Consider the following 11,897-nt stretch of genomic DNA (forward strand, 5'->3'; position numbering starts at 1 on the left):
CAATAATAATATTGGCACTGACATTCATCGACACACTATTGAGTTCTCAAAGAACACACGCACAAGCAGAATAACCGGCTATCCGGATCTTCCGCAGGGCAACTGTTCCAGCCTAACCTCGCATCCAGACGATGTCAATCGTAAGCCTGGTCACAAGATCTTCAGCTCTGTCAGGCGCTTCCCCGTACTACCGCGTTTCCCTGGCCCGCCAGCCTCTCGGGCTAGCGTCTCGGCTCCGGGTTGGTGTCCGTGTCGCTCTGACTTCCAATAAGTTACGCGCCGGATAACGCCGCGTCAAATCGCCTGGACAGCACCGGATCTCCGCAGGTCACGGCGGTGCGATCGGCCGTTGTGGAGGCCTGCGCCGCGCGAACGTGACTCAGGCCTCCCCCGCGGCGTCAGGCTATCCGACGCACGCCGGCCATGTTCTTCTTGCCGCGACGCAGCACCAGCCATTCCCCGTGCAGGTAGTCGGCATCGGCCGGCGACCAGTCGAGGTCGGTGACGCGCTGGTTGTTCACCGCGGCGCCGCCCTCGTTGACCACGCGACGGGCCGCGCCCTTGCTGTCACACAGGCCCGACGCGACGAGCAGGTCGACGATCGTGTTCGGCTCACCCGGCACCACCTCGGCCACCTTGCCGTCGACCGCGGTCTCGCGCAGCGCGGCGCCGAGGGTCGACAGCGGCAACTCGCTCAGCTCACCGCGCCCGAACAGGGCCTGGCTGGCCAGTTCCACCGCGCGGGTCTCGGCCTCGCCGTGCACCAGGGTCGTCATCTCCGCGGCCAGGCGCTTCTGCGCCGCACGGGCGAAGGGACGTTCGGCGGTGGCCTGCTCGAGTTCGTCGAGTTCCTCGCGGGAGAGGAAGGTGAACCAGCGCAGGTAGCGCACCACGTCGGCGTCGGCGGTGTTCACGAAGTACTGGTACCAGGCGTAGGGGCTGGTCAGGTCGGGATCCAGCCACAGGCTGCCGCCGCCGGTGGACTTGCCGAACTTCTTGCCGTCGGCCGAGGTCACCAGCGGCACGGTGAGCGCGTGCACGTGCGCGCCGTCCACGCGCCGGTTCAGTTCGACGCCGGCGATGATGTTGCCCCACTGGTCGGAGCCGCCGACCTGCAGCGTGCAGCCGTGTTCGCGGCGCAGCTGCAGGTAGTCGTTGGCCTGCAGGAGCATGTAGCTGAACTCGGTGTAGGAGATGCCGTCGCCCTCGAGCCGCCGTTTGACGGTGTCGCGGGCGAGCATGACGTTCACCGAGAAGTGCTTGCCGACCTCGCGCAGGAAGTCGACGGTCGACAGCGGGCCGGTCCAGTCCATGTTGTTGACGATCACCGCGCCGGTCGGCGAGTCGTCTAGGTCGACGAACCGCTCGAGCTGGCCGCGGATGCGCTGGGCCCACTCGGCGACGGTGTCGGTCGAGTTCATGGTGCGTTCGCCGACGTCACGCGGGTCGCCGATCATGCCCGTCGCGCCGCCCGCCAGCACGATCGGACGATGCCCGGCCAGCTGGAAGCGCTTGAGCGCGAGCAGCGGGACGAGGTGGCCGGCGTGCAGGCTGGCGGCGGTCGGGTCGAACCCGGCATAGAGGGTCAGCGGCTCGGCGGCCGCGGCCGCGCGCAGCTCGTCCAGGTCGGTGGACTGCGCGATCAGGCCGCGCCAGGTCAGTTCGTCGAAGATGTCGCCGGTCACGCTGACCCATCTTTCCGCATGCGGTAGGTCAGGCGCGTGCGCGGGTGATCCAGGCGAGCAGATCGGCTTCGACCTCGTCGCGGTTGGTTTCGTTGAGGACCTCGTGGCGGGCGTCGGCGTAGACCCGGTAGGTGATGTCGGTCAGGCCCGCGTCGCGGTAGCGCTGGACGAGCAGGTCCGACAGGCTCAGCTTGCTGTTGAGCGGGTCCTTGTCGCCGACCATCACGTAGAGCGGCAGGTCGGTGCGCACGGTGCTCGGGTTCGCCAGGTGCGTGTGCGAGGTGACCGCGAGCAGACCCATATTGGCCTCGTCGATGGCGAAACCGCACCAGGGGTCGGCGATGTAGGCGTCGACCTGGTCTTCGTCGCGGCTGATCCAGTCGGCGTCGGTGCGGGTGGGCTGGAATTCGGCGTTGAAGAACGCGGTCAGGTCGCCACCGGCGGCGGCGATCTCGCCGAACAGTCCGTCGACGGCCGTGGTGCCGCTGAGCACGACCTGGTCGACCAGCTCGGAGTGGTCGAGCAGGTACTGCTGGGTGGCGAAGGAGCCGAGGCTGTGGCCGATCAGGGTGACGGGCAGGCCGGGGTGGCGTTCGCGCAGGATCTCGGTGAGCGCGACTTCGTCGGCGACGAGCAGGTTCCAGCCGTCGGCGCCCAGCTCGCCCGGCACGGTGCCCATGCTGAGGCCGTGGCCGCGGTGATCGTCGGCGTAGACGGCGTAACCCAGTGCCGCGAGACGTTCGGCGATGTGGCTGTAGCGCTCGGAGTGCTCGCCCATACCGTGCACGATCTGCGCGACGGCGATCGGTTCGACATCGGTGGGCAGCCAGGTCCGCACGTGGATGGTGGTGCCGTCGCTGCTGGGGAAAGTGAACACGGGCGCTCCTGCTCGAACGGTCGATTGCGTGGTCTTCGATCGTCGCATCCGGGCCGACTTCGCCCTATTGGATCGGCCGACGAGATCGGTTCGGCGATCTTGGTTCCGGCGACGAGGTCCGCACACCGCTGATCGCCGAAGCGTCGGGCTCCGGCGATCAGCGGCGGGTCGAGGCCCGGCTCATCGGGTCAGGGTGCCGCGACGTTCGTAGGCGATCCAGGCGAACACGGCCGCCAGTACCAGCGGGAAGATCGCCATCGCGGGGGCGTCGGCGATGAAGGCCTGGGTCGCGGCGGCGAGCACGGTGAGCACCGAGAGTCCGGCGGCGGCCAGTGCGCTCAGGCGGGGCACCATCAGGCCGATTCCGCCCGCGACCTCGACGACGCCGATGAAGATCAGCAGCCCGATCGGGATGGTCAGGTTCGCGGGGGCGTTGTCCATCAGGGTGTGCGGGATGACGAGCTTGGGTCCGCCCGAGGCGATGATGAAGAACAGACCCAGCACGATCTGCAGGGTCCACAGCACGCGGTTGCGGATCTTGCCGGGACGGTAGGAGCTGGAGAAGTTCGCGGTGGGGGTGGCTGCGGTGGTCATGTCGTGTCCTTCGGTGTCGGTCGCGCTCGGTGGGTAGCGCGTTCACCAGAAGAGACGGACCGTCGTCGCGGAACTCATCGCTGTCCGCGAAATCTTTTTCGCGAGCTACACCGAGGGCGCGCGCGGGCTGCGGCGGTAGGCCGAGACGGCGGGCGAGGCCGGGAGCCAGAACCGCCACGGGATATCGGCGGCAAGGCTCACCCCGACGCGGGGTCCGGCGGCGATCTCGTTGTCCGACACCGGAGTTCGCAATTCCAGGCGCAGGGCGGAGAAGGGGTCGAACAGCTCGGTTCCGTAGTCGGACATGCGCACTCCGAGCGCACTGCCGACATTGCCCGGTCCCCGCGCCAGGTCGGTGTCCTTGCGCGCGGCAGGCCTGCGCTCGCGCACGATCTCGACGCCCTCGACCACTTCCGCCGCCCGGATCAGCGCCGCCCCGGCCACCCCGTCGAAACCCCCGGTCACGTTGACACACAGGTGAATTCCGTAGGAGCGGTAGACGTAGAGCCGCCCGGCGGGTCCGAACATCACCGCGTTGCGCGCGGTCGGGCCCGGCCAGGAGTGCGCCGCCGGATCGGGCCACGGACCGTCCGGGTCGCTGCCGTAGGCCTCGACCTCCACGACGCGCAGACCGACAGGTCCCGACCACAGGACCGCGCCGAGCAATCGGCGGGCAGCGGTGGGCGGGTCGACGGCCAGTTCCTGAGCGGACACGGTCGCCATTGTCGCCCACGACACCCATCGGACACGCCCAGTGACCTTGCCGCGTCGCCTCGCCCGCGCTAAATTCATCACGTAGTGAATTCAACACACGATGAATTGAGGCGACCATGTCGCGCACCGCACCCCCACCCAGCGCCGTCGAGGTCACGGACCTGACCGTCGAGCGCGGAAAACGCCCCGTTCTGCACGGGCTCACGCTCGATATCCCGCGTGGCTCGATCACCGGACTGCTCGGTCCCTCGGGCTGCGGCAAGACCACCCTGCTGCGCAGCATCGTGGGAACCCAGGTGGTGAAGTCGGGCACCGTCACCGTGCTCGGGGAGCCGGCGGGCAGTGCCGGGTTGCGCAGGCGGGTCGGGTACGTCACCCAGGCGCCGAGCATCTACGCCGATATCAGCGTCGCGGACAACGTCGCCTACTACGCCGCCCTCTACGGACGCGACCGCGCCGAGGTCGAATCCGCCGTGGCCGCAGTGGGTTTGGCCGACCACGCGAACCAGCTCGGCGATCAGCTCTCGGGTGGGCAGAAGACCAGGGTGTCGCTGGCGTGCGCGCTCGTCGGCAAGCCCGAGCTGCTCGTGCTCGACGAGCCCACGGTGGGGTTGGATCCGCTGCTGCGGGTCGAGTTGTGGCAGCGGTTTCACGAATTGGCCGCGGCGGGAACGACGCTGCTGGTGTCGAGTCATGTGATGGACGAGGCCGAGCACTGCGATGAGCTGTTGCTGATGCGCGAGGGCGCGTTGCTCGCCCAACTCAGTCCCGACGCCTTGCGCGAGCGCACCGGCGAACGCAATCTCGAGGCCGCCTTCCTGGCCCTGATCACGACGGGAGAGCACGCATGAGCACGCTGCGCCCCTATACCGCCACCACCGCGCGGATCCTGCGCCAACTGCGCAACGACCACCGCACGGTCGCGATGATCCTCGTCGTCCCGGCCCTGCTGATGACCCTGCTGTATTTCATCTACCAAGACGCGCCGCGCGCGCCGCACGCCCCGCTCACCATGTTCGACCGGGTCGGCATCACCATGCTCGGCATCCTGCCGTTCATCGTGATGTTCCTGATCACGGCGATCGCGATGCAGCGCGAACGCACCTCGGGCACGCTCGAACGTCTGCTCACCACCCCGCTGGGCAAGTTCGATCTGCTCGCCGGGTACGGGACCGCGTTCTCCCTCGCCGCCGCCGCGCAGGCCGCCGTCGCGTGCGCGGTCGCGTTCTGGCTGCTCGGTATGACGGCCGCGGGCTCTCCCGGCTGGGTCATGCTGATCGCGATGGTCGACGCGGTGTGCGGGGTCGGGCTGGGGTTGCTGGCCAGTGCGTTCGCGCGGACCGAGTTCCAGGCGGTGCAGTTCATGCCGGTGATCGTGGCGCCGCAGATCTTCCTGTGCGGGCTGCTGGTGCCGCGCGACCGGCTGCCCGGGTGGCTGGAGGCGATCAGCGATGTGATGCCCTTGAGTTACGCGGTCGACGCGCTGCAGCAGGTGTCGACCCACGCGGAGCCGACCGCGACCATGTGGCGCGATATCGCCGTGGTCGCCGGGTTCGCGGTGGTGGCGCTCGGCCTGGCCGCGGCTACCCTGCGTCGACGTACTCCCTAGCCCGACCACGACGAGAGGACCAGCATGAGTGACGGCGAATCCGGTTCCGGCACACCGAGATCCGGGCGCACCGGGCGCAGGCCGGGCAACGCCGACACCAAGCTGGCCATTCTCGACGCCGCGCGGGAGCGTTTCGCCGGCGCCGGGTTCGACAAGACCTCGATCCGCGCGATCGCGGCCGACGCCGATGTCGATCCGGCGCTGGTGCACCACTATTTCGGCACCAAGCAGCAACTGTTCGCCGCGGCGGTGGAATTCCCCATCGACCCGGCGGCGACGTTGGACGCCATCGACGCCGCACCGGTCGAGGAGTTGGGCGCCACGATCGTGCGGGCCGTGGTCACGGTGTGGGACTCCCCCGCCGGGCCGGGCATTGTCGCGATGGCGCGCAGCATGTTCAGCGGGGGCGCGGAGAGTCCGGCGCGCGCGTTCCTGCTCCAGGTGGTCCTGGAACGGGTGCGCCTGCGCATCGCCACGCCCGGCGACGACGCCCGTGCCCGGGTCGCGCTGGCGGCGGCGCAGATGGTGGGGGTGCTCACCGCGCGCAAGATCATGGTGATCGAACCGCTCGCGTCGATGCCGATCGACGAGGTAGTCGCCGCGGTCGGACCGACGCTACAGCGCTACCTCACCGGCGATATCGACACGGCCACACCGTGATTCGGTAGCACACACGCGGTGCACGGACTGAGCGTGGACGGCCCCGCCCTGGGTGTCCACGATGCCCGGGTCCGATGCCGGGCGTTCGCGATACCGGGGCAACCGCGATGTCGGCGCGCCCGCTCGGGTGAGCCGTGCGCGCCGAACCGGGTCGCTCAGGATTCGGCGAGGAAGAATTCGTGTTCGGCGTCGGTGACGTCGCGGGCCTCGTCGATGAGCAGCACCGGGATGCCGTTGTCGATCGGATAGGCGCGGCGTAGGCGCGGGTTGTAGAGCACGCTCGCATCGGCTTCGGTGCGCACCAGCTGCAAGGGGCCCTTGTCCTGGGGGCAGGCGAGCAGGCCGAGCAGGGTTGCGTCGATGGTGGATTCGTGCGCCATGTGCCTAACCTACCGCGCCCGCCGGAACGAGATGTAGCGGTGTCCGAAGAAGCTCAGCACCGCGACCAGACCCATCACGATCACCGAGGCGGGCGCGGCCGGAAAACCCGCGACGGTGACCGCGAGTTCGACCAGGATCACGTTGAGCACAAGGCCGCCCGCGTTCACCCCGCAGAAGCCGAGGAAGTCGCGCAGCAGGTGCCCGTGCACCCGGAACACCAGCGTGCGATGCAGGACGAACGCGACGACCGTGCTGATCGCGTAGGCGGCCACGACCGCCAGTCCCGGTCGACCGTCGCCGAGCACGTGCAGCCAGAACACGACGAGAACCATGCCCAAGGCCGTGTTGAACCCGCCGACGACCGCGAACGCCAGTTCCTGCCGTTTCACGATCCGCAGCAGCGGCCCCGGTGTCTCGAGCACCCCACCGGCCGCCTCGGACGTCATCGCACCGAGCCCGCGAGTTCGTCACCGTCGGCCACCGTGCCCGCGGCGGGCCCGCCTGCCGCCCGATCGACCGAGGCATCGCCGACTGTCCCCGCAGGCGACTCCGCGTCACCCGACGCATTACCGTCGACCGCGCCAGGCACCTGATCAGGCGACACCGCGTCACCCGACGCATTGCCGTCGACCGCGCCAGGCACCCGATCAGGCGACACGCCATCAACCGACGCATTCTCCGTGGCCGCGGCGCCGGCCGCACCACCACCAGCGGGCGCCTCGGCGTGCGGGCCGTCATCGTCAGCAGGGGACACACCGTCGGTCGACGCCGCGTCGGACCCGTCGTCCTCGGACCTGCGACCCCGCACGTACAACCACTGGAACACCGCCAGCCCGAGCACCCCGAGCCCGATCGCCGCCCCGCCGATCTTCCAGCCGGGCGGGCGCCAGGTCACCTCGAGGTCGCCCGCGCGCGTCCCGGCCGGGATGTCGACCGCGACGAAACTCTTCGCCACGACCGTGAACGGAATGTCCTTGCCGTCCAGGCTCACCCGATATCCGGGCCAGCCCAGCCGCGCGAACACCACGCGTCCGCCGGTCTCCGAGCTCACGGTGACGCGGCTGGTGGTGTCGCTCTCCGAGGTCGAGATCGCGGTGGCGTTCTCGACGGCCGAGACGCGCCCGTTGCGGGTGGAGATGAGTCCGTCCTCGCGTTCGAGGACCGACAGGTAGTTCTCGTGGCCGGGGTAGTCGACCCATTTCCAGCCCGCGGGGGCGGGTTCGGTGCGCGCGGTCGGGTAGAGGGCGCGTTGCAGGACCACCCGGTCGACGTTCATCAGGTCGACGGTGGTCTTGCCGGTGGACGGTTCGATCGCGAAGGCGCGGCGGTAGGCGTCGGGGCATACGCTGGTGTCCCAGCGCATGCAGAGCATCTCGCCGAACCAGAAGTGCCCGTTGGGGGTGTAGCCGCTGACGTAGGTGCGTTCGATGTCCTTGGCGTAGTTGCCGAACACCAGCGACCCGTAGGCGCCGTCGAGGCTGCGCTCCCCCGGTTGGATCAGCGCGCGATCACCGAGTTGCAGGGTGGTGCCCGCGAATTCGGGGAACGCGGCGCGGGCCGCGGCCCGGTCGCTGGGCAGGTTCCAGCTCATCGGCGTCGGCTGCGCCCGTTCGACCTGCACGTACGCGATCGGCCCCACGGCGATGATCGCCAGCGCGACCGCCGCGGTGATCCCTCGGTTCAACGCCAGCCACACCATCGCGGCGCCGAGCACGGCCACCGCGAACGCGGCGATCACGTGGGCGACCCAGTGGTGCGGGTCGGCGGAGAACGAGCGCACCCACAGCAGCCCGATCAACACCGCCGCCGCGATCGCGCGCGGCCGCCAGTCCTTGCCGGTCGCGAAGCGTCCGAGCAGCACGCACACCAGCAGCAGCAGGCCCAGCGCCACCATCGGCAGCACGCGGGCGGGCCAGCGCAGCGGGCCGATGGTGCCGGGTCCGGCGGTCCACATCAGCGCCGCGATCGCGAACAGCGCGATGCCGCTGAGTTCGCGCCAGGCCCCGCGCGCGCGACCCCAGTCGATGAAGGCCAGCGCCGGAATCAGGAACCAGGCGATGTAGACGACCGGCATCGGCTGCACGTAGCCCCACCACGAGGTGAAGGCGGGCAGGGTCGAGGGCAGGCTGGCGTTGAGCGATTCCGACCACGGCACGGTGAGGAACTGGTCGTTGTTGATCTGGGCGGTGCCGCGCCAGGTCACCTTCGCCGACAGCATGCTCGGCAGGTAGGTCGCCGCGCCCGCGAGCGCCGCGAGCCCGGCCACCGCCGCCAGCTTCAGCGACGGACGCCAGGCGCGCTGGTAGATGACCTCGCCGACCACGACGGCGGCGATCATCAGCCCGGCTTCCACGGCCGGGAAGATGTACTGCACCGAAATCGCCAGGTAGAGATAGACGAACACCGGAATCGGTCCGCCGCGCCCGCGCGCGTAGCGCACCCCCGACGCCCAGGCGTGCACCATCCACGCGGTGCCGGTGAAGGCCGTCATCCAGCTGGCCTCGTCGAAGAACAGCAGCCACCCGGTGAACGGAATCGACACACCGGCCAGCGCCGCCCACTGCACCCGCGAGCCGTAGGCCAGGCAGATCCGGTAGACGCCGAGGCCGAGGATGATCGCGAAGATCAGCTTCACCACGGTCGCGTACAGCACGAGGTTGTCGACCGAGGGCGCGATCAGATCGATCAGCAGCTGCGGCGGGTTCAGCAGTCCCGCTTCCTCGATCGCGTAGTTCCCGGCCATCCAGTGCTCGGGCACGAGCACCGGCAGTTGGCCTTCGCGCAGCCGGTTGCCGAGCATCACCCACAGCGGGACGTACTGGGATTCGGTGTCGTCGGTGTAGAAATGCCGGACGTTGGCCAGCAGAACCGCGCCGTATCCCGCGATCACACCGACGGACGTGAGCAGGCCCCACAGGTAGACCGAACGTCGGGACGGGGTTCTACTTTCCACCACGAGGACCAGACCCTACAGGCCCGCGCGCGAGGGCACTGCCGCAGAGCTGGATCCGGCGCCGAGGAACAGTCACCCCTCGGTGTTAAAGTGCGCACACCGTTGGGTTAACACCTCCGAAAACACCGAAAGCGTCCGATGCCGATTCCTTCCGCACCGTCCCGGCCCGACCCTGTGGTGCGCGCGAACGCCCCCGATCGTTCCGGGTCGGCTCCGGTGCATTCGGTGTCGGTGGTGGTGCCGGTCTATCGGGGCGAGGAGACCATCGCCGCGCTGGTCGCCGAACTCGATCGGCTGACGGGTCCCAGCACCACCGCCGCGGGCGCGCGCTTCGCCGTCGAGGAGATCATCCTCGTCCACGACAACGGCCCCGACCGGTCCGATGTGGTCCTGCAGGAGCTCGAGGGCGCGTTCCCGCAGGTGCGCGCGGTGTGGTTGAGCCGCAACTTCGGTCAGGACGCGGCCACCATCGCCGGGATGGCGGCGGCGCGCGGCGACTGGATCGTCACGATGGACGAGGACGGCCAGCACGACCCGAGCTTCATCGCCGATTTCCTCGATGCCGCGCTGGCCTCGCGCGCGGACCTGGTCTATTCCAAGCCGTCCAACACCCGCCCGCACGGTTTCCTGCGCAATCTCACCTCGCGCGGCGCGAAGGTCGTCCTGGCCACGGTGTTCGCGTTCCCCGATTCGACCCGGTTCGAGAGTTTCCGGTTGATCCGCGGTGATATCGGCCGTCAGCTCGCCGAGGTCGCGGCCAACGGCGTGTACCTGGACGTGGCGCTCACCTGGGTGGTGGGCAACGCGGTGTCGGTGCCGGTGGTGTTGCGTGCCGAGGGCCGCGACGAGTCCGGCTACAACTATCGCCGCCTGTTCTCGCTGTTCTGGAAGATGGTGCTGTGCAGCGGCACTCGCGGTCTGCGCCTGGTGAGCATGCTCGGCGTCAGTCTCGCGCTGGCCGGGGTGATCCTGGCTGGGATCATCGTGGTGGAGGCGCTCACCCAGGACAATCAGGATCCCGAGGGCTGGGCCTCGATCATCGTGGTGATGCTGCTGTGCTCGGGGGCGATGCTGTTCTCGCTCGGCCTGATCGCCGAATACCTCGGGGTGGCCCTGCACATCCTGGTGGGCAAGCCGCTGTACCTGACCGTGCAATCCCCCACGCCGCGCCCGGATACGATGCACGCGCCGGCCATGAGCGTTCGAGTCGACGGCGCGGCGCCGGCGGCCGCGACGGAGAACGGGGACCGCGAGTGAGCGAGCGCATCATCTTCAGCAGGCCGTTTCGCGCGGCCGTCGAGCGCCAGAACCTGATGACCGTGCTCGATTCCGATCACAGTCACGGCGACGGCCAGTTCACCCGGTCGGCCACGGCGAAGATCAAGGCCATCACCGGCGCCGAGCACGCCCTGCTCACCACCTCGTGCACGCACGCGCTGGAACTGGGCGCGCTGCTGCTCGAACTCGGCCCCGACGACGAGGTGATCGTCCCGAGTTTCGCGTTCACCTCCGCGGCCACCTCGATGGCGCTGCGCGGTTCGACGTGCGTGTTCGTCGACATCGACGACGCCACCGGCAATATCGATCCCGCCGCCGCGGCCGCCGCGATCACCGACCGCACCAAGGCGATCGTGGTGATGCACTACGGCGGGGTCGCCGCCGACATGGCCGCCCTGCTCGACCTCGCCGAGGGGCACGGGCTGGCGATCATCGAGGACAACGCGCACGGCCTGGGCGGAACCTGGCGCGGTCGCCAGCTCGGCACCATCGGCACCGTGGGCACGCAGAGTTTCCACGACACCAAGAACGTGCACTGCGGTGAGGGCGGCGCGCTGCTGCTGTCCGACGAGATCCTGATGTCGCGCGCGGAGATCATGCGCGAGAAGGGCACCGACCGGGCGCGGTTCCTGCGCGGTCAGGTCGACAAGTACTCCTGGCAGGACATCGGTTCGAGCTACCTGCCCAGCGAACTCAACGCCGCGGTGCTGGACGCGCAACTGGCCGAGTTCGACACGATCCAGGCCAACCGCCACCGCGTGTGGGACACCTACGCGGCCGCGCTGCCGGACTGGGCCGCCCGCAACGACATTCGTCCGATGACCATCCCCGCCGACGCGGGCCACACCGCGCACCTGTTCTACCTGCGCCTGCCCACCGAGGAGAGCCGCGACGGGATCATCACCCATCTCGCCGAACGCGGGATCGTCGCGCCGTTCCACTACATTCCGTTGGATTCGAGTCCGGCCGGGCTCAAGTACGGCCGCACCCCGGTGCCGTGCACGCGCTCGGCGAACTTCTCGGCGACGATCGTGCGACTGCCGCTGTGGCCGTTGCTCAGCGAGGCCCAGCTCGGTCGGGTCGTCGACGCGGTCACCGAGTACCGGGTGTAGCCACCGGTCACGGGGCACCGAAGCAACGAACAAG

Annotated in this window: 12 protein-coding genes; 5 read left to right on the top strand and 7 right to left on the bottom strand. The window is 69.1% G+C overall.

Features of this window, described 5'->3' with window-relative positions:
* Positions 1–398: 398 nt before the first annotated feature.
* The 4 genes from tyrS to ACFP3H_RS25215 form a co-directional block, all read right to left on the bottom strand.
* Positions 399–1,685, bottom strand: a complete 1,287-nt coding sequence (gene tyrS, locus ACFP3H_RS25200; RefSeq protein ID WP_378609685.1) for a tyrosine--tRNA ligase — start codon at positions 1,683–1,685, stop codon at positions 399–401.
* Positions 1,686–1,713: 28 nt separating this feature from the next.
* Complete coding sequence (locus ACFP3H_RS25205) at positions 1,714–2,562, bottom strand: alpha/beta fold hydrolase (protein WP_378609686.1); 849 nt, start codon at positions 2,560–2,562, stop codon at positions 1,714–1,716.
* 180 nt (positions 2,563–2,742) lie between these two features.
* Positions 2,743–3,156 carry a DoxX family protein gene (locus tag ACFP3H_RS25210; RefSeq protein WP_378609687.1) on the bottom strand — a complete coding sequence of 138 codons (414 nt, stop codon included), beginning with the start codon at positions 3,154–3,156 and terminating at the stop codon, positions 2,743–2,745.
* Positions 3,157–3,261: 105 nt separating this feature from the next.
* On the bottom strand, positions 3,262–3,879 hold the full coding sequence (locus ACFP3H_RS25215; protein ID WP_378609688.1) for a DNA-3-methyladenine glycosylase: 618 nt from the start codon (positions 3,877–3,879) through the stop codon (positions 3,262–3,264).
* Positions 3,880–3,986: 107 nt separating this feature from the next.
* Here ACFP3H_RS25215 and ACFP3H_RS25220 point away from each other — a divergent pair, with 107 nt between their 5' ends.
* The 3 genes from ACFP3H_RS25220 to ACFP3H_RS25230 are packed head-to-tail and all read left to right on the top strand — an operon-like array spanning position 3,987 to position 6,139.
* Positions 3,987–4,721, top strand: a complete 735-nt coding sequence (locus ACFP3H_RS25220; RefSeq protein WP_378609689.1) for an ABC transporter ATP-binding protein — start codon at positions 3,987–3,989, stop codon at positions 4,719–4,721.
* A complete protein-coding gene (locus ACFP3H_RS25225; protein ID WP_378609690.1) occupies positions 4,718–5,479 on the top strand; it encodes an ABC transporter permease in 762 nt (253 codons plus the stop codon). The genes ACFP3H_RS25220 and ACFP3H_RS25225 overlap by 4 nt, the downstream gene beginning before the upstream one ends.
* 24 nt (positions 5,480–5,503) lie before the next feature.
* On the top strand, positions 5,504–6,139 hold the full coding sequence (locus tag ACFP3H_RS25230) for a TetR/AcrR family transcriptional regulator (protein WP_378609691.1): 636 nt from the start codon (positions 5,504–5,506) through the stop codon (positions 6,137–6,139).
* Positions 6,140–6,294: 155 nt separating this feature from the next.
* On the opposite strand, the gene ACFP3H_RS25235 is transcribed toward ACFP3H_RS25230, so the two are convergent.
* The 3 genes from ACFP3H_RS25235 to ACFP3H_RS25245 are packed head-to-tail and all read right to left on the bottom strand — an operon-like array spanning position 6,295 to position 9,473.
* On the bottom strand, positions 6,295–6,519 hold the full coding sequence (locus tag ACFP3H_RS25235; protein WP_378609692.1) for a Trm112 family protein: 225 nt from the start codon (positions 6,517–6,519) through the stop codon (positions 6,295–6,297).
* A 9-nt stretch (positions 6,520–6,528) separates the two neighbouring features.
* Positions 6,529–6,966 (bottom strand): GtrA family protein, encoded by a 438-nt coding sequence (locus ACFP3H_RS25240; RefSeq protein ID WP_378609693.1) that lies wholly within the window; start codon positions 6,964–6,966, stop codon positions 6,529–6,531.
* Positions 6,963–9,473, bottom strand: coding sequence for a hypothetical protein (locus ACFP3H_RS25245; protein ID WP_378609918.1), 2,511 nt, complete (start codon positions 9,471–9,473; stop codon positions 6,963–6,965). Before ACFP3H_RS25245 ends, ACFP3H_RS25240 begins: the two co-directional genes overlap by 4 nt.
* 216 nt (positions 9,474–9,689) lie before the next feature.
* Between ACFP3H_RS25245 and ACFP3H_RS25250 the strand changes: the two genes are divergently transcribed.
* Both ACFP3H_RS25250 and rffA read left to right on the top strand, forming a co-directional pair.
* Positions 9,690–10,730 carry a glycosyltransferase gene (locus ACFP3H_RS25250; protein ID WP_378609694.1) on the top strand — a complete coding sequence of 347 codons (1,041 nt, stop codon included), beginning with the start codon at positions 9,690–9,692 and terminating at the stop codon, positions 10,728–10,730.
* Positions 10,727–11,863, top strand: a complete 1,137-nt coding sequence (gene rffA / locus ACFP3H_RS25255; protein ID WP_378609695.1) for a dTDP-4-amino-4,6-dideoxygalactose transaminase — start codon at positions 10,727–10,729, stop codon at positions 11,861–11,863. The genes ACFP3H_RS25250 and rffA overlap by 4 nt, the downstream gene beginning before the upstream one ends.
* Positions 11,864–11,897 lie beyond the last annotated feature (34 nt).

This window comes from Nocardia lasii (genome assembly GCF_042658545.1).
Taxonomy (GTDB): domain Bacteria; phylum Actinomycetota; class Actinomycetes; order Mycobacteriales; family Mycobacteriaceae; genus Nocardia; species Nocardia lasii.

What these genes read in the sequence shown, in the direction of transcription:
- ACFP3H_RS25225 (WP_378609690.1), top strand. Translation starts at nt 4,718, where the DNA reads ATGAGCACGCTGCGCCCCTATACCGCCACCACCGCGCGGATCCTGCGC.
- ACFP3H_RS25235 (WP_378609692.1), bottom strand. Translation starts at nt 6,519, where the DNA reads ATGGCGCACGAATCCACCATCGACGCAACCCTGCTCGGCCTGCTCGCC.
- ACFP3H_RS25230 (WP_378609691.1), top strand. Translation starts at nt 5,504, where the DNA reads ATGAGTGACGGCGAATCCGGTTCCGGCACACCGAGATCCGGGCGCACC.
- ACFP3H_RS25240 (WP_378609693.1), bottom strand. Translation starts at nt 6,966, where the DNA reads ATGACGTCCGAGGCGGCCGGTGGGGTGCTCGAGACACCGGGGCCGCTG.
- ACFP3H_RS25210 (WP_378609687.1), bottom strand. Translation starts at nt 3,156, where the DNA reads ATGACCACCGCAGCCACCCCCACCGCGAACTTCTCCAGCTCCTACCGT.
- ACFP3H_RS25220 (WP_378609689.1), top strand. Translation starts at nt 3,987, where the DNA reads ATGTCGCGCACCGCACCCCCACCCAGCGCCGTCGAGGTCACGGACCTG.
- ACFP3H_RS25215 (WP_378609688.1), bottom strand. Translation starts at nt 3,879, where the DNA reads ATGGCGACCGTGTCCGCTCAGGAACTGGCCGTCGACCCGCCCACCGCT.